Raw genomic sequence first — 16886 nt, forward strand, 5'->3', positions numbered from 1 at the left:
CCGCGCATTTGTGCGGCTTTTTTGATCGATCCTCTTTGCACTTGAGTAGTTATACTTATTGAAAACAAGGGGAACAACACCATGAAAGGATTACTGAAACTCGCCGCTCTCGTTAGCTTTCTCTCCATGAATTCGCTTGCTCTTGCATCTGAGTGCCCTGATATTCTTCAAGGTAAGCAAAGGTTGTTAAACTCAACAGAAGAAGTCGATCTATGCGAAAGCTTTAAGGGAAAGACACTACTAGTCGTCAATACAGCAAGCCAGTGCGGCTTCACTCCTCAGTTCGAACAGTTAGAAACCCTCTATCAAACTTACAAAGACCAAAACTTCACCGTCATTGGTTTCCCGAGCAATGACTTCCGACAGGACAGAGGAAGCGAAACAAACACTGCGAAAGTCTGTTATCTCGATTACGGGGTCACCTTTCCAATGATGGCTCGCTCCTCAGTATTAGGCGTAGATGCAAACCCCGTATTCAGCGAGATTACTAACCAAGCTGGCATCAAACCAAAATGGAACTTCTATAAGTTTCTAATTAGCTCTGAAGGCAAAGTTATTGCCACTTTTCCAAGCTCCACATCACCGACAAGTACTACGCTTACCAATATGATAGAGCAACAATTGTAAGGTGACGACCATGACAACACGCTCAACCATGCTACAACTCGGTTACTTAGGCCTAGTTCCATTTGTGTTTAGTTTAGGGCTGATTTTCACTGACATTTCACTCTTCAATTTAAGTGGCCAGCAATTTTTCATCGCTTACAGTGCCGTAATATTAAGTTTTTTATCCGGCATACTCTGGGGGAATGGCATTGAGCATTACTACCACCGCCTTAGCAGAAATATATTAATTCTCAGCAACCTTTTTGTCTTACTCGCTTGGGGCGCATTATTGCAGGGTCACAAACACTACGCGGTCGCTACCCTACTCTTAGCAATTGGGTATCTTGCTGTTTGGTATGCAGAAAAACTCGTGAGGAAAGTCGAACAAGACGCCGAGCCCAAGGGATATCAAGGAATGAGGAGCAAACTGACCTTCGGCGTAATCGTAATGCACGGATTGGCTTTAGTTTCATAACCTGGTCTGTCCAGTGCTAAGATCACAAAAAAACGTCTTTTTATAAAACAATGTTCATTTCGTGAATGCACACATATTTTGAACACTGTTTTGTTTTATTTATGAATCAATCCACATATAAGTATTTCAAAGCATTCACAAAGGATATGAATATGTTTTTTCGCAAACTTTTGTTTAGCACTGCGATGATCAATGCAACGACAGGTTGCGTGTCTTACCAGGCACAACAAGCCGCCGCTCAAACAGTAAACAATACAGGTGCCGTGCTTACCAATGTGATTAAAACCACGATTGCTCAGCCATGTAATGTCGCAATCACTGCAGCTAGCTTGTTTTATCCGCATGCCATATTTATGACTAGTGTTCCGACTCAAGCATGTACAAGCGTTCTTAGATAATACGAAAGTGATAAGCATAAAAAATGGCGACTCTACCGTCGCCATTTTTAAGTATCAATGCTATTTATAGTTACAGCGTCAATAAGTAATTAACTAATTGATTGTACTCGTCGTAAGTACGAATTTCGTTGGCCAAAACAATGTATTTATTGTTCACAACCACACCCGGAACCCCTCTCAACGTGCTAGCAGAGAATTGCTTATCAAAACCTTTCTGCATTGAGTTTACGGCGAAACTGTTGTACGCCGCATCAAACTTCTTACCTTCTACGCCATTATCAACGAAGAGCTGTTTCAGCTCAGCTTCATCTTTTGGCGCTTGTCGCTTTTGATGAATTTGGGCAAACATGGCAGGAATCATTGTATCTTCAACCCCGAGCGACACCATCGTCGCGTAGGACTTGGCCATCGGAATCGCCATATCTCCGCCCATGAACCCCACATGTACCTTTTCAAACTTTGCCTCTTTTGGCAGAGCAGGTTTTAAACGCTCAATAAGCGACTCGAACTTGTAGCAATGTGGGCAATAAAAAGAAAAGAATTCCGTCACAACAGGTTTCGATGCTTTCTTAACATCCAGAACTTTGTAGTGCTTCCCTTCTTCAAATTGCGCTGCGTGAGCGGTAAAAGTCAGTAAAAGTGCACTACATAAGGCAAGTATTTTTTTCATTGTTTATTTCCTTGTGGCATTCAAATGCCAAATCATTTCATTTGGTAAAAAGGGGGAAACCCCAAGTAATTTGAGATGAGGAATTAAACAATCGGAGGACGATAAAGCTTGGTGATCACTGTCACTACTTTTTCGACTAAAGGCCTATCAATCAATGCAAGGCTGTAAGGAAGAAGCAGTAAGTCGTTTTGAGATAAGTTGGCAGGAATTTTGACCATGCAGGAAGAGTTACAACTCGTGTGAGACTGTTGCGCCTTATTGATGATTGACGCATCGTGATGTAATTCTACGCAGTCGTCATTGACGCCAAGTTGTTTGTGCAGAGCAGCCTGTTGAACAATAATATCGCGTACTTCAATTGTTTTCACCGGGGCTGAAGCCTTCGCCATAGGAGCGACACTGCTCAAAAGCATAGCGGCTAAACAAACTATCGCGGTCAACAATGTACGGTTAAACTTCAACATAGCTACATCAACAAAAATGGTGATTTAAGATAATACATGATAACGATTTGACTTCAAGATACGGACTCTGAGTTCCGCCTCGCCTAAAAACTTGGTACGTTAACGGTTCTATATCCTTGAGGCTTCTCAATACCGCTCCCCTCTCACACGAACTCATAGCGATTAAGCTATTCATCATTCAGATAGTTCTTCACATGATACCAGCGACAATTCGATAAAACTTGAAATCGTTATGAAACACGAGTAATAGTTAGAGCAGTTTTTGTACGAACAAGGAAAGATCAATGCTTAAAAAGAGATTCTTTAAGACAAAAGATGAAGTTGAAGTCACGTTCGAGCTAGATAAAGACCAGTGGGACTCCATCCATATTGCTGGGGATTTTAACAACTGGCAGCCAGAACCGATGAAATTAGTGAAGAAAAGCCGTCAATTTAAATTTAAAACGCGCTTACCTAAAGAGCAGAATGTTCAGTTCCGCTACTTGCTCAATGATGCAAAGTGGGAAAACGATCCTCAAGCCGACGCTTATGTTCCCAATGCTTTTGGCAGCGACAACAGCGTCGTGTGCACCACCGAATAAAACGTAAGTTCACTCTAATATTCCATATTAAGGCGCAGTAGTTGCGCCTTTTTTAGACTTTTCAAAATGTGATTAATGATTAAGTTTGAATCATTACTTGGGGTATTTATCGAATCAACTCATCCGATAACCTTATTCTGAGAAAGCTTTATTTGAAATAATTCGTAAATTTGTTTAAGTTCCAGTGATATTAAATATTGTATACATCACTCAAATGAACGCACAACAAGTCAAACCATCTTTAATCATTGTGGAAGACGATCCCAAATTACAAGCTATGCTGGGAGAGTATTTTGTTGAACAAGGTTTCCAGGTCAAATGTATCGACAACGGGACAGACGCACCGGAAGCGATTATTGACACACAGCCAGACGTGGTTTTGTTAGATTTGATGCTACCTGGACAAGACGGCCTGAGCGTATGTCGTCAAATCCGTGAATGCTACAAAGGCAAAGTGTTGATGCTGACAGCGAGTGATGACGACTTCGATCACGTCGCCGCATTAGAAATTGGCGCCGATGACTTTGTAACCAAGCCAATCAAACCTCGCGTGCTGCTGGCACGCATTCGCATGCTATTGAGAAGAAAAGAGGCAGCCTCTACCGATTCCGAAAACGGTCTACAAATTGGAGTACTGTGTTTAAACCGATTACGTAAATCATGCGTCATGAACCAGGAAGAAATTGCGCTGACTGACGGTGAGTTCGATTTATTATGGGTTCTCGCAACACACGCAGAAAAAACACTCTCACGTGAGTGGTTAACGAAAACACTACGTGGTATTGAGTACGACGGTACAGATCGCACCATTGACAACCGTATTGTGACATTGAGAAAAAAACTAGGTGATGCCTCTTGCTCTCCACAAAAAATCATCACGGTTCGCGGCAAAGGCTACCTATTTATGCCTGATGCATGGAATGAATAATGAGACGGATTTATCTGGAAAGCTTTGTCGGTCTTATCATTCTATTTATGGTGAGTTTGTGGGGTTACGAATTCTTAGTCTATGAGATCAACACAGATTACGATTACCTGCTACAAGAGCAAGAAGGTCAAGCTTTCCACGATCTTATCTATCCTATCTACGAAGAGCACGGACTAGAATACACTCAACAACAGCTTGAGCAATTTGCCACGTCCAGCCATCGCTTGTTGATTCCTCACACGCTCGAAGAACTTCCAGAGGACATCAGAAAAGCATTTGAAAGTGACACCTCTGTTAACGTTGCTTACGACGAAGAAAGGGATATATGGTTCCGCCTAGATGCGGACACCCCTATTTTCAAAATGATCGATGATCCGGATAGCTCAGTTATTCAGGCGATTAACTTTGATGACAACATTGTATGGTTATTCTTTTTAGCCGGATTTGCTCTGTATTGCATACTGCTGATCTGGTTTTTGAGTCGTCGAATTCGTGAGTTAGAAAGAGTCACGGTAGAGTTTGCTTCAGGCAACTTCAAAGCACGAGCAAGCACCTCAAGTGCCAAGTCCGTTGGAACGCTGAACAAAAGCTTTAATACGATGGCTGACAAAGTTTCTCGCCTGATCACTAGCAATAAAATGCTGACCAATGCAGTTGCGCATGAATTACGCACTCCTATTTTTCGTTTACAGTGGCAAGCTGACTTGTTATCGGACTCTACATTAACCGAACAACAGAAAAAGCATGTACGTAGTATCGTCGAAGACATTGACGAGATGGAAGACATGGTTGAAGAGTTGCTTTATTACGCCAAAATGGAACGCCCAGATACGGCGTTGCAAACAGAAAACGTAGCACTCGCCAAGTTAGTTAGTGAGTTAAAACAGAGATGGCAAAAAGAGACCAAATTATCAATCTCACTCAATGAAACAAACTCTGAAAACGCGCGCGCATTCGCCGATCCAAAACTGCTAAAACGTGCCCTGGATAATCTGCTACGCAATGCAATGCGATACGCAAATACTCAAATTATGGTTGAGATAAAAAGTGATCAGCAAAGCTGCTTAATCCACGTACATGATGATGGTATAGGTATAGAAGAGCAGCATTGGCCTCACCTTTTTGAAGCATTTTATAGCGCGGATGAATCCCGAAACAAAAACACGAGTGGATTTGGGCTCGGTTTGGCGATCGTCAGGCAGATAATGGAACTTCAAAATGGTGAGGTTTCGATTTCTCATAGCCCACTGGGTGGTGCTTGCTTCACACTTCGTCTTCCAAAATCAGACAGTTAAGTTAACGTCTTTCCTCCTTTACAGAAGACGACACTTCAATACACTCCAGCGACAGAGCCCAACAATAAAACAGTGTACATTTAATCCATAAATTCACAGAACAAATGGATAATACTCATGTACAAACCTTTTATTCTGGTTATGACGCTTGCCTCTACTCTTAGCGCTTGTACTTATAATCAAAAGCCTGTTGTCGACATGACCAATGTTGATCCTGCTAAATATGAACAAGATTTTCTTTATTGCCAAGGGTATGCGGATAACGTAGACAAAGCGGAAGCTGCTAAATCTGAAGCCGCTAATGGCGCAGTTACAGGTGCACTAATTGGGGCAGCTGCTGGAGTGCTAGAAAGCGGGATAGGTGGGGCTGCTGTTGGTGCCGCTGCAGGCGGTGCTGTAGGAGCAGGGGCCGGAGCGTTGAGTGGAAGCAATGACTCCACCAAGACACAATCTCTCGTACTGCGAAAATGCCTTCAGAATAAAGGCTATACCGTCTACGACCTTGATTAATTCAACTCTTTTTTCTTATTCAAACCCTATCTCGTTGTGTGATGAATGCCATTCACAAATGTTTCACGCAAGAACGATTAGTCTCATTTCATCGTTTGGATAGATGCACAATCTAAATTATTAAGCTGTAGTAAGGTCATATTTTGAAGCCAGGAAAAACAGGTCTACGCCGTGTCATGGATGCGACCGGCTATTCATTTCAGGGATTGAAAGCCGCATGGAAATACGAAGCCGCCTTCAGACAAGAATTGATTCTAGCCTTAGTGCTTTCCGTCTGTGCTTTTTTCCTTCCAGTCACCACATTTGAAAGAGTACTGATGATCAGTAGCCTGTTATTGGTCCTGATCGTCGAACTTATTAATTCCGCCGTAGAAGCGATTGTCGACCGTGTTAGCGATGACTGGCACGAGCTCAGTGGTAGAGCCAAAGATATCGGCTCGGCTGCAGTATTTGTTGCGCTCACTCTTGCCCTTTTTGTTTGGGCTTCGTTCTTGCTCTAATTTTGATTCAAGACATTTACTTATGAAGACACATAATTTGCAACAAAAAGGTATCTCGTACGTTACCTTTACTTTCTTGTTGGCATTCTATTTCGCGCTGGTTGTAAATATTCCTATTTACAAAGAGCTGAATGGTATTTTTTCAAGCCTAGATAATGTCAAAATTGGTTTTATTATTACGATACCCATTTTCTTTCTTGCCGCGCTCAATTTCCTTTTTAACTTATTTAGTTGGCCTTGGGTTGGAAAACCATTCTTTATTACTTTGCTCATAATTTCGAGTATGGTTAGCTACGCAAGTTACAACTATGGCACACTTTTCGATTCTGGAATGATTGCTAATATTGCTGAAACCGATTCGAGCGAGGCAAGCTCTTACCTGAGTACTTATTCTGTAATCTGGACGCTACTTATGGGGGGCGTCCCTGCGATGATTGTCTATAAGGTCAAGTTGCAATCTCAGCGCCACCAATTGCTGTATTTTTCTCTCACGAAGTTGGTGTCGATGTTGTCATCTCTTGCAGTAATTGCTGTTATTGCCAGTGTTTACTACCAAGACTATGCATCTGTCGGTCGCAATAACAGCTATCTGAAAAAAATCATTATTCCCACTCAATTCGTTTACAGCGCGACTGGGTATGTAAAGGAGAAATACTTCACCACGCCAGAGCCGTATCGCGAGATTGGAATCGATGCAAAGCAGTCAGATAGCGCAGTAAAGCAAGCACAGAACAAGCCGACACTACTGGTGTTTGTTGTCGGAGAAACCGCTCGAACACAGAACTACCAACTCAATGGCTATAAGCGAGAGACAAACCCTTACACCAGTAAGCTGGATGTAATTTCATTTCAAGAGGTTGCGTCTTGTGGCACTGCAACTGCAGTATCTGTGCCTTGCATGTTTTCTCAGCTCACGCGAAGCGAGTTTGAACGGACCAAAGCAGATAACCAAGATAATGCTCTCGACATCATGCAGCGCGCTGGAGTTGACCTCATCTGGAAAGAAAATGATGGCGGAGACAAAGAAGTCGCCCACAAGATCAAGAAAATTGAAGTGAACCGAAAGCAAGCAAGTCCTCTGTGTAACGGTCAAACCTGTTACGATATGGCGCTGTTAGATCACTTTGATCAAGAAGTTGCGGATATGCACGGCAATCGCGTTGTCGCCATGCATCTTATAGGAAGCCATGGTCCTACCTACTTCCAGCGTTATCCTAGAGACAAAGCGTTTTTCAAACCAGACTGCCCACGTGCAGATATAGAAAACTGTAGCGTCGAACAAATCGTGAATACGTACGACAATACGATACGCTACACTGATCTTGTGTTGGCAGAAACCATCAACAAACTCAAAGCATTAGAGTCTCAATATAATACCGCTCTCATCTACGTATCGGATCATGGTGAATCATTAGGCGAAAACGGATTGTTCTTACATGGCATGCCTTACGGCCTTGCACCAGACTTCCAAAAACGTGTTCCTTTGCTCATGTGGCTATCTTCCGGCTTTAAGCAAGTGAAACAAATAAACACCGACTGTTTGTCGAATGAAGCGCAAAAGGCAGGCCAGTACTCACATGATAACGTGTTCCACTCTTTATTAGGCGTTATGGATGTACAAACCCAAGCCTACGACGGCAAGTTAGATATATTCAAAGATTGCCGCACGACTTCCTAAGTGGACCAACAAAGCCTGACTCAAAATGTGAGTCAGGCTCTTTTCTAACAAGGCATTTAAACTCATCAGCTTGCCAAGCGTTATACTACAACCTGCCATCCATACATCGAAATAAGGACTAGGATGAAAATTGGTATTATTGGTTTAGGAGATATTGCTCAGAAAGCATACCTTCCCGTTATCACTCAGCTTCCAAATATCGAACTTGTATTTTGTACACGCAACGCAAATGCACTTGAGAGTCTGGCTAAGCAATATCGAATCTCAGAGACCTGTCAAGACTACCAGCAGCTTCTGCACTTTGGCGTAGATGCTGTCATGATTCATGCGGCAACAAGCGTACATCCTCAAATCGCAGCATTCTTTTTGCAGCATGGAATCCCAACCTTTGTCGACAAACCATTAGCGGACAATGCTGATGACGTGGAAAAACTGTACGATATTGCCGAAAAAGAAAAACAACCACTTTATGTGGGCTTCAACCGACGTCATATTCCGCTTTACAACCAACACATGCCAGAGGTACAGCAAGGCAACATTTCTGACCTAAAATCGCTACGCTGGGAAAAGAACCGTCACCAACTACCAGGCGATATTCGTACCTTTATATTTGATGATTTTATTCACCCATTAGACAGTATTAACGTGACAGCCAAAACCGATTTAAAAGAGGCTTACATAACGCATCAGCTTGAGGGTGACCAATTGGCGCGTTTAGACATTCAGTGGCAACACGGAGATACTTTACTCCACGCTTCGATGAATCGTCACTTCGGTATGACTATGGAACGCGTTCAAGCTTGTTATGCAAACAAAGCAATGGAGTTCGACTCTTTCGTTGAAGGGAGACGATGGCAAGCGAACCAAGAGCAAAAAGTTAATTTGAAAGATTGGACGCCAATGCTGACGAGCAAAGGTTTCCATGCGATGTTGCTCGACTGGTTTAGCGTCGTTGAATCTGGAAAAATCGCTAGTGAAGTAGTGAAACGCAACATTGCTAGCCATCAGTTAGCAGAGCAAATTTGTCAATATATCGAGAAAGTTACCTCTAGGTAGCTTAATTCTTGGCTATGTGCTTAATCGAGTATTACGCTCTATACTAAAACAAACGTAGCTTCAGAGAGTCATTCATTCTCTGTTAATACTTATGCGGCTATTCTATCAAGCAAGTGAATGAGGGAACGGATCACGTTTATTAACGGAGTGGTTCTAGTTTTACATTACGATACCCTCAGGAACCTGCATCGTCATATTCAAGAGTAAAGGAAATAGAATGAGAACACTCGGTAACATCATTTGGTTTGTATTTGGTGGCGTATTTATGGGGTTGCTATGGTGGTTTTTCGGTATCTTAGCCTTTATTAGCATCATCGGAATACCTTGGGGGCGTGCGTGTATCGTTATGGGTAATTTTTCCTTTTTCCCATTCGGAAAAGAAGCCATTTCACGCGATGAATTGACCAATGAAATGGACATTGGTACGAGCCCTCTAGGCGTTATCGGTAACGTCCTTTGGTTTGTCTTTGCAGGTCTTTGGTTGGCAATCGGTCACGTCCTTTCCGCCGCAGCGTGTTTTGTAACCATCATTGGTATTCCGTTTGCACTCCAACACCTGAAGCTTGCGGTTATTTCACTCGCACCAATTGGTAAAACGGTTGTGTCGTCAGAAGAAGCTGCAATGGCTCGGTACAATATCAACCGCTAACAAACAGCCAATATACTTTCTATCCTCTGGGCAATCGTGCTCAGAGGGCAACTCCCGTCAAAAGTAAGCCTATTATCGCTATCGCATATTCAATAATGGTTGATTGTATATCCATACCGTCACCTTTAAGTTGAAGTTCACCCTAGCTCTGTACTACTTTACTTTATTATTAATCAATGGATTAGCTTAACCCTCGAAGCTCACCCACGCTCAAAAATCAGTATTATTCCCGCTCCTCTAAATTGAGTTCATTTACGAAAAGTCGAACTATAAGCGTAGTTGATATTAATGATTTTTGACGATAAATAACTCACACCAATCCAGCGATAGTTCCAGCGTTTACTTTTTCTCAATAAACGTAAGCCGTTACGAAAGCGGGTTTCTTCCCGATCAAAGCCACCACTTCGCATCACTATCGCTTTTCTTTAAAAAGCAACAAATATTCGTTGTTATCTTGAGTAAATTATTTTGTTTGTCGCATTTAAGTTCAATCAATATTATTCGCGACATCAGAGAAATAGATCATTGAGCTCCTTAGCATTTATCACAGACATAGAACGTAAAGCCCCTTTTTTGCTCGTTTTTCTTTTTACAAATGTTCTAACTCAACGTCTATTCAGACAGGAATACACCGTGGATAAATATCAAGCTGCTTATGCCAAACGTCTAGAGAAGTTAAAGGGTAATCAATCTCCAAAAACGATAGCCCGTCTTTCGGCTTGGGAGGCATTTCTTAACAAAGAGTACGAACTCCAAGACTTAGAATACCAACTATCAGACGCAGCACACCTACACTATGAACAATCTCATGTGAAAAATGATATTTCTTTTAAGGCGTTCAAGCGGGCGTTCTATAACGAATCCATCAAAATCTACAACCTAACCGATGGCGCCTCTATACAGAAAGTATTCACTCCGCTGCTCGCATTAACGACAGTTTGGGTCCTATTTATCTGCTTTTTTGACAAGTGATCATCACTTTTATTAGAACAATAAACTTGGGGCGCTTGCATCATGATTCCAAACGATAACCAGACGCACAACGCCCCACTTAAATATAAAAAAGGAGTTTGATCTTGTATGTCTAAGATGACACTTCTTTTAATTACAACAACGATCAGTATCGGAATTACAGGCGCCGCTTTCTGTGTGGGAGTGACATATTTATTCAGTGCGCTTTCACTAAATGAGCTGCTCAATAACCTGTAACTCCCTAGGCTTAATATGAAAAGGGCATCCATCGATGCCCTTTTCTTTTACTTAAGGAGATGCCCTAGCACTTAGGGCCACTTGGGTATAAAACCGTTATGCGTTAAGCTGCATTCTATTCATCCAATAGGTAAAGAATGGAACACAGTGATGGAACAAGTAGGAGAGCGTGCGTTGATTGTCGAAGGTGGTGCAATGCGAGGTGTATTTTCTTGCGGCATACTCGATCATTTTCTCGCTAACGATTTCTCTCCATTTGATAGCTTTTGGGGCGTATCGGCGGGCGCAAGTAACTTGGCGGCGTATTTAGCTAAAATGCCCGGGCGCAACTTAAAAATCTATCTCGATTACAGTTTAAGGAAAGAATTCATCTCACCATCTCAGATTCTACGTGGTGGTGATATGATGAACTTAGATTGGATGTGGGACGTCACTCTCGAAGAGCTTGGCATCGACAAGTCCGCACTAAAAGCGGATTCGAGACCTTTCTTTTTAGGCGTAACACGTCAAGACAATGGCCAAGCCGAGTACCATACTCCTAGTGTCGACGAGCTCGCAGAAACAATGAAAGCCAGCAGCGCGCTTCCCGTACTTTACCGAAATGGTGTCTTACTGAACGGCACCCGATACGTTGATGGTGGGGTTTCTGATGCCCTTCCTGTCGCAGAAGCAATAAAGCGAGGAGCCAAAAAGATTATGGTTTTACGCAGCCAACCCTCTAGCTATCAAAAGCCGAAAGGAAAGTTCAGCGCACTAACCAAACGGATGTTGAAAGAAACGCCAGGATTAATTGAGCCGATGTTGACGCGTGAAGTTCGCTACAATCAAACGTTAGCACTGATCGACAATCCACCATCGGGAGTCGAAATCATCCAAGTTTGTCCTCCTGAATCATTTAAATTAAAACGATTGAGTCGCTCGCCAGCACCATTGCGCCAAGCTTATGAGTTAGGTATTGAAGCAGGAAAAGAAGCCATCATGCGATGGAATCAGAAGTAGAAAAAAGCCACGTGGATTAGACGTGGCTAACGCAAATTCGATGGCAGTGGATTATCGTATTTGCTTCTGGTCGAGCCCAATAGTCAGGCTCAAAACTGTTGATAACTGCGCTACTCACAGAAAAGGGAGTTAGGATGTTGACGCTAGTAGGTTTCAAACAATCCTGAATTGTAGTCTTGGATTGCTTGTTCTATTTCTTCCATGCTATTCATTACAAAAGGGCCATAGTGAACCACTGGTTCATTGATTGGTTCGCCAATAAAAATCAGAGCACCACTCTCCTTTTCGGCTTGTAATTCAACCCATTCACCTTTCGATAGAATCGCCATTTCGCCTTGATTGATCTCACGATCTTTTAACTGAACACGACCTTTATAAACGTAGATCATCATGTTGTGGTCTTGCTCCGTGGTCAAATTCAAAGCGTGGCCAACCATCGCTCTCCAATCGGCCACCGTGGCAGCAACACCTGTTTCTGTTAGAGGCCCCTGAATACGTTCGTTGTTTATAGTCAGATGACCAGCAATCAAGCGCACAACGCCCGAGCTTTGAGTTTCGAATTCCGTTATCGTTTCAGGTTGAAAGTCATGATATTGAGCCGGTGCCATCTTATTTTTCGCAGGCTGGTTTATCCAAATTTGGAAACCATGCAATTCACCTTCCTGCATAATAGGCATCTCACTATGAATGACGCCTCTTCCTGCCGCCATCCATTGAGCGCCACCAGAACGAAGCTCACCAACATTATCCATGTGGTCACGATGCTGGAAATGACCTTTCAACATATAAGTAAGCGTCTCGATGCCGCGATGCGGATGAGGAGGAAAGCCACCCACATAATCAGCACGGTCGTCAGACTTAAGTTCATCCATCATCAAAAATGGAGAAAAGCTCGCATTATTAAACCCTGCTACTCGACGAATTTTCACTCCGTCACCATCAGCAGTGGGTTGTGATTGAATAAGCTGACGAATTTCTCTGAATGTGCTCATACTATTTCTCCTCGTTTACCTTTGTGGCCGCTTGCAAACCGCATGTTCAGCCATGGCTATCGATATGGTTCTATTTTAGATTGAAGAAAAATAATCATGAGCCTTGCTATTTGAGCTACTTATTCAAATTTTTCGAACAGCCCACTTATCCAAGCTGTCGACATATATTTAAAAATAAGTGTAGCTATTTCCTAAACAAGGTGTATAGTAGGCCTTGGCTCTTAGAAGAGAGCTGTTAATGCAACATTTAGTTTAAGTTTCCTCTCAGTAAAATCTTGAATCCCCCAATTCAGACACCTGCGTACAACTTCCTCTTGATTGAACATTCAATAGCTTAGAAAAGATCCACAAAACAAATTCAAATTTTAATGTTTAATTCAAAGGTATTTTTATGTCTAAAGTAAACGGCTCAGTAAAATGGTTTAACGAAACTAAAGGCTTTGGCTTCCTATCTCAAGACAACGGTGGTCAAGATGTATTCGTACACTTCAACGCTATCGTTTCTGACGGTTTCAAAACACTGACTGAAGGTCAGAAAGTAAGCTTCAACGTAGAGCAAGGTAAAAAAGGTCCTCAAGCGACTGAAGTAACTCCTCTATAAGACTGCTTTTCTTGGTGTAGCATGCCCATGCTGCACCAAATCTCTCTCCTTCAAAAATATTCTCACTTTAATCACTCAGCTTAATATCAGGCATTGCTTTGTGCTACCTAAAATAAATAGGATAGTACTGCTTAATTTATTATTTATAGGAAAAATCATGTCCTCAAAAAGAACAGGCCGTCAAAGGCATTGGTATCAATTACTTAACAAAGACAAAATCACTAAGAAACAGGAGAATAAATGTTAGAAATTGAATTTAATCTAGAACAACCTCACACCTCTTGGAACGCTAAAATACATCAATTAAATGGTGATATTTTACGAAGGCACGTATTACCTAAGCTTCATTCTCATAGCTACATGATCGATTTTGAATATTGTGAGAAAACGCAATCTGGAACTATTCTCTGTGATTCAGGTTCAAAGTTAGGAAGTTTTACTGTTAACTAATTCAGTTTTCATGCATTAATGAATGATGCAACTAATTTGGAAGGTATCCAATGGCTAGAAAAAGTAAGAAGCAAGCAGAAAAAGACAAGAAAGAGTCTGAGCAAAACGCGGCGGCGGTAAAACAAAAAACGCGACGCCGTATAGAAGACATTATGGAACAAAGAGAATTTGACAAGTTATTTGATCTATAAGCTATCCTTGACTCTCTCAATTCTCTCTCTGCTCCATCGTTGTGCAAGGTACCGCCACCTACCTTTGCTCAAACGAAGCCTCACTCTTTTTCCTCACTTCTAACAACACGATAAGCCTCGTGCACGCCCAAAAACCAATTTGCTCCTCTATACCCAAGTGACTTATGCGGTTGCCAGTTACTTTTCTTAGAAAAACCCTTCGACTACTGACAACTAGGTTATTTGCGTATAGCCAAATTGAGAATTTTGCGTATAATCGCCTCGTTTGCTTCGTATAACCCCAATGATATGGTTTGGGGGTCTCTACCAGTTCCCGCAAAGTGCTGATTACGAAGAGTTGAGATCATCGTGGGTCTTACTCTTTGTGATAGCGTTCGATTTATTCTTATCTATACCTATTCTTAGAGTAACTGCATCCACAATACACATAAGGTGGAATATGAACGCATTTATTCAAGGTCTTCCAAAAGTAGAGCTGCACTTACATATCGAAGGTTCACTTGAGCCAGAACTTCTCTTCAAGTTAGCACAACGAAACGGCATCGACATTCCTTACTCTTCTCCGAGTGAACTACGCAGCGCGTATCAGTTCGAAGACTTACAGTCATTCCTTGACCTTTATTACCAAGGGGCGGATGTTTTGCGTACAGAGCAAGACTTTTACGATCTCACTTGGGAATACTTACTGCACTGTAAAGCGGATAACGTTATTCATACCGAAATCTTTTTTGACCCACAAACGCATACAGAGCGCGGTATTGACTTTGACACCGTTATCCACGGGATCGCTCGCGCACTACAAGATGGGCACGAGAAGCTCGGCATTACTTCACAAATCATTGCGTGTTTTCTCCGTCACCTTTCAGAAGAAAGCGCCATGGAGACTCTGCAAGCCGTTCTGAAACACCGTGATAAGATCATTGGTGTCGGTCTAGATTCTTCAGAACAAGGGCATCCACCAGCTAAGTTCAAACGAGTATTTAAACAAGCAGTAGAAGCAGGCTTACTGACTGTTGCTCACGCAGGTGAAGAAGGTCCGGCACAAAACATTACCGATGCAATTGAAATGCTTCACGTCAGCCGCGTGGATCATGGTGTTCGCTGTGTTGAGGATGAAGCATTAGTCGAGTCGTTAATTGAAAGAAAAATGCCACTGACGGTATGTCCATTATCGAACCTTAAATTGTGTGTATTTGACGATATGAACGATCACAATATTGTCGAGCTACTGCGCAAAGGGGTCGCTGTGACAATTAATTCGGACGATCCGGTATACTTTGGTGGTTACATGACAGATAACTTTTTAGCCGTCAACAACGCACACCCAATGAGTAAGAATGAACTAGCTCAATTCACAATGAATGCGATTGATGCTAGCTTCATCGATAATGAGTTGAAAGCGAAGTATCGCCATCTCGTTAGTCAATACGTAAGTCAGCATGAAGCGTTGTAATAAAGCCATCAGTGCTACATCTTAGGTCAAACACTTAGGTGCTAAAACCTTACAAAAGCTCTGTGGTTAACCGCATTTATAAGCGCTAGACTGAGAAAGCTAAACTAGCACACAAAAAGGAATAAAATCATGATTCAACAAGGCCAAGCTCTACCAGTTGCGACTCTAAGCGAATTGACTGCCGATGGTATGGTTAACCACGACGTTACTGAGCTGTTTGCAAACAAGAAAGTCGTACTCTTCGCTGTACCTGGCGCATTCACCCCAACGTGCTCGGAAGCTCACCTACCAGGCTATGTGGTATTAGTCGACGAGTTGAAGGCAAAAGGTGTTGATTTAATAGCTTGTGTTTCTGTAAACGATGCATTTGTGATGCAAGCTTGGGGCGAAGCTCAAAACGCTTCAGAAATCCTGATGTTGGGTGATGGCGACGCAAGCTTTACTAAAGCATTGGGTCTTGAAATGGATACCGGCGGCTTTGGTGGTATTCGCTCACAACGCTACGCCATGATCATTGAAAACGGCATTGTGACCAAACTTAACGTTGAAGAACCAAAAGAGTTTGAAGCAAGCAAAGCAGAAACGATTTTAGCGGCGCTTTAAGCTTACCCTTAGATACAAAAACGGAAGCCATCGCTTCCGTTTTTTGTTGGCTAACGCATTCTCACAACACTCGTTTGTTGCTTACGCTGCATTTCCGCAAAAGTCAGCACAAATGGGGATGATTGCTTTACGCGGCTCGGCAGTGAAGAAAGCGCATTGTAGGCATCCTGTTTCGTTTTAAAATCGCCAACAGTTACCGTATACCAACGCGTGCCTCGGCTGTTTTTCCAGTTAACCCAAACCGGATGCTTAGGATCGATATAACGAATGTAATCTTTCACATCTTTTTCTTGCTTTAGCGCGAGTACCTGCATCGTGTAATGGTTTGGGTTTAAATAACCATACGCATCCTGAGAGGTCATTACTCCAACACATTGGCCACTATCGACCTGCTGCTGGTAAGGCATAGCGCAGCCCATGAGCGATAAAATCAATGTCAAAGATAAAATCTTGTGCACGTGTCACTCCATTTTTGTTCTAGTTTCTTTTTTCTCGCACTCAAAAACACAAAAACGCTTCTAATTAGGCGAAAATAGCCCCTTACAAGAAGGTTCGATGTTTTAGCACAACGAGTATTC

The 16886-nt window shown here is 42.4% G+C and carries 22 protein-coding genes and 1 riboswitch; of the genes, 18 read left to right on the plus strand and 4 right to left on the minus strand.

Annotated elements, in window-relative coordinates:
- Nucleotides 1-81 precede the first annotated feature (81 nt).
- The 3 genes from MTR11_RS15690 to MTR11_RS15700 all read left to right on the plus strand — a co-directional run bounded on the left by MTR11_RS15690 (nucleotide 82) and on the right by MTR11_RS15700 (nucleotide 1479).
- Complete coding sequence (locus MTR11_RS15690; protein ID WP_161442656.1) at nucleotides 82-627, plus strand: glutathione peroxidase; 546 nt, start codon at nucleotides 82-84, stop codon at nucleotides 625-627.
- A 10-nt stretch (nucleotides 628-637) separates the two neighbouring features.
- Complete coding sequence (locus MTR11_RS15695) at nucleotides 638-1081, plus strand: DUF3429 domain-containing protein (protein WP_005396352.1); 444 nt, start codon at nucleotides 638-640, stop codon at nucleotides 1079-1081.
- A 152-nt stretch (nucleotides 1082-1233) separates the two neighbouring features.
- Nucleotides 1234-1479, plus strand: coding sequence for a hypothetical protein (locus MTR11_RS15700; RefSeq protein WP_005373664.1), 246 nt, complete (start codon nucleotides 1234-1236; stop codon nucleotides 1477-1479).
- Nucleotides 1480-1549: 70 nt separating this feature from the next.
- Here MTR11_RS15700 and MTR11_RS15705 read toward each other — a convergent pair whose 3' ends face one another.
- On the minus strand, nucleotides 1550-2149 hold the full coding sequence (locus MTR11_RS15705) for a thiol:disulfide interchange protein DsbA/DsbL (protein ID WP_048624810.1): 600 nt from the start codon (nucleotides 2147-2149) through the stop codon (nucleotides 1550-1552).
- Between the two features lie 83 nt (nucleotides 2150-2232).
- Nucleotides 2233-2613, minus strand: a complete 381-nt coding sequence (locus tag MTR11_RS15710) for a hypothetical protein (protein ID WP_243328011.1) — start codon at nucleotides 2611-2613, stop codon at nucleotides 2233-2235.
- A 284-nt stretch (nucleotides 2614-2897) separates the two neighbouring features.
- On the opposite strand from MTR11_RS15710, the gene MTR11_RS15715 reads away from it, so the two are divergent.
- The 10 genes from MTR11_RS15715 (at nucleotide 2898) to MTR11_RS15760 (ending at nucleotide 12018) form a co-directional block, all read left to right on the plus strand.
- Nucleotides 2898-3194 carry an isoamylase early set domain-containing protein gene (locus MTR11_RS15715; protein ID WP_005396349.1) on the plus strand — a complete coding sequence of 99 codons (297 nt, stop codon included), beginning with the start codon at nucleotides 2898-2900 and terminating at the stop codon, nucleotides 3192-3194.
- A gap of 214 nt (nucleotides 3195-3408) precedes the next feature.
- Nucleotides 3409-4122 carry a response regulator gene (locus MTR11_RS15720; RefSeq protein WP_243328012.1) on the plus strand — a complete coding sequence of 238 codons (714 nt, stop codon included), beginning with the start codon at nucleotides 3409-3411 and terminating at the stop codon, nucleotides 4120-4122.
- Nucleotides 4122-5417, plus strand: a complete 1296-nt coding sequence (locus MTR11_RS15725; protein WP_182018731.1) for an ATP-binding protein — start codon at nucleotides 4122-4124, stop codon at nucleotides 5415-5417. The genes MTR11_RS15720 and MTR11_RS15725 overlap by 1 nt, the downstream gene beginning before the upstream one ends.
- A gap of 117 nt (nucleotides 5418-5534) precedes the next feature.
- Nucleotides 5535-5927, plus strand: coding sequence for a glycine zipper family protein (locus MTR11_RS15730; RefSeq protein ID WP_243328013.1), 393 nt, complete (start codon nucleotides 5535-5537; stop codon nucleotides 5925-5927).
- Nucleotides 5928-6070: 143 nt separating this feature from the next.
- Complete coding sequence (locus MTR11_RS15735; protein ID WP_269469449.1) at nucleotides 6071-6427, plus strand: diacylglycerol kinase; 357 nt, start codon at nucleotides 6071-6073, stop codon at nucleotides 6425-6427.
- A gap of 22 nt (nucleotides 6428-6449) precedes the next feature.
- Complete coding sequence (locus tag MTR11_RS15740; RefSeq protein ID WP_114323387.1) at nucleotides 6450-8105, plus strand: phosphoethanolamine transferase; 1656 nt, start codon at nucleotides 6450-6452, stop codon at nucleotides 8103-8105.
- Nucleotides 8106-8228: 123 nt separating this feature from the next.
- Nucleotides 8229-9161, plus strand: coding sequence for a Gfo/Idh/MocA family protein (locus tag MTR11_RS15745; RefSeq protein ID WP_243328014.1), 933 nt, complete (start codon nucleotides 8229-8231; stop codon nucleotides 9159-9161).
- Between the two features lie 217 nt (nucleotides 9162-9378).
- Nucleotides 9379-9810 carry a YccF domain-containing protein gene (locus tag MTR11_RS15750; RefSeq protein WP_005373685.1) on the plus strand — a complete coding sequence of 144 codons (432 nt, stop codon included), beginning with the start codon at nucleotides 9379-9381 and terminating at the stop codon, nucleotides 9808-9810.
- Between the two features lie 633 nt (nucleotides 9811-10443).
- Nucleotides 10444-10782 (plus strand): hypothetical protein, encoded by a 339-nt coding sequence (locus MTR11_RS15755; RefSeq protein WP_006741201.1) that lies wholly within the window; start codon nucleotides 10444-10446, stop codon nucleotides 10780-10782.
- A 387-nt stretch (nucleotides 10783-11169) separates the two neighbouring features.
- Entirely contained in the window at nucleotides 11170-12018 is an 849-nt protein-coding gene (locus MTR11_RS15760; protein ID WP_243328015.1) for a patatin family protein, read from the plus strand.
- A gap of 143 nt (nucleotides 12019-12161) precedes the next feature.
- On the opposite strand, the gene MTR11_RS15765 is transcribed toward MTR11_RS15760, so the two are convergent.
- A complete protein-coding gene (locus MTR11_RS15765; RefSeq protein WP_114323390.1) occupies nucleotides 12162-13010 on the minus strand; it encodes a pirin family protein in 849 nt (282 codons plus the stop codon).
- Between the two features lie 391 nt (nucleotides 13011-13401).
- Between MTR11_RS15765 and MTR11_RS15770 the strand changes: the two genes are divergently transcribed.
- The 5 genes from MTR11_RS15770 to MTR11_RS15790 all read left to right on the plus strand — a co-directional run bounded on the left by MTR11_RS15770 (nucleotide 13402) and on the right by MTR11_RS15790 (nucleotide 16308).
- On the plus strand, nucleotides 13402-13611 hold the full coding sequence (locus tag MTR11_RS15770) for a cold-shock protein (RefSeq protein WP_005396336.1): 210 nt from the start codon (nucleotides 13402-13404) through the stop codon (nucleotides 13609-13611).
- A gap of 240 nt (nucleotides 13612-13851) precedes the next feature.
- The gene (locus MTR11_RS15775; protein WP_053807947.1) at nucleotides 13852-14061 is read left to right on the plus strand and encodes a hypothetical protein; all 210 of its coding nucleotides are present in this window, start codon (nucleotides 13852-13854) and stop codon (nucleotides 14059-14061) included.
- A 50-nt stretch (nucleotides 14062-14111) separates the two neighbouring features.
- Nucleotides 14112-14252 (plus strand): PA3496 family putative envelope integrity protein, encoded by a 141-nt coding sequence (locus tag MTR11_RS15780; protein ID WP_005396335.1) that lies wholly within the window; start codon nucleotides 14112-14114, stop codon nucleotides 14250-14252.
- A 250-nt stretch (nucleotides 14253-14502) separates the two neighbouring features.
- A riboswitch (purine riboswitch) is annotated at nucleotides 14503-14602 on the plus strand.
- 89 nt (nucleotides 14603-14691) lie between these two features.
- Nucleotides 14692-15705 (plus strand): adenosine deaminase, encoded by a 1014-nt coding sequence (locus MTR11_RS15785; protein WP_243328016.1) that lies wholly within the window; start codon nucleotides 14692-14694, stop codon nucleotides 15703-15705.
- Between the two features lie 129 nt (nucleotides 15706-15834).
- Nucleotides 15835-16308, plus strand: coding sequence for a peroxiredoxin (locus tag MTR11_RS15790; protein WP_243328017.1), 474 nt, complete (start codon nucleotides 15835-15837; stop codon nucleotides 16306-16308).
- A 50-nt stretch (nucleotides 16309-16358) separates the two neighbouring features.
- Here MTR11_RS15790 and MTR11_RS15795 read toward each other — a convergent pair whose 3' ends face one another.
- Nucleotides 16359-16766, minus strand: coding sequence for an SPOR domain-containing protein (locus MTR11_RS15795; RefSeq protein ID WP_006741205.1), 408 nt, complete (start codon nucleotides 16764-16766; stop codon nucleotides 16359-16361).
- Nucleotides 16767-16886 lie beyond the last annotated feature (120 nt).

This window comes from Vibrio sp. CCB-PB317, assembly GCF_022808245.1.
Classification (GTDB): domain Bacteria; phylum Pseudomonadota; class Gammaproteobacteria; order Enterobacterales; family Vibrionaceae; genus Vibrio; species Vibrio diabolicus.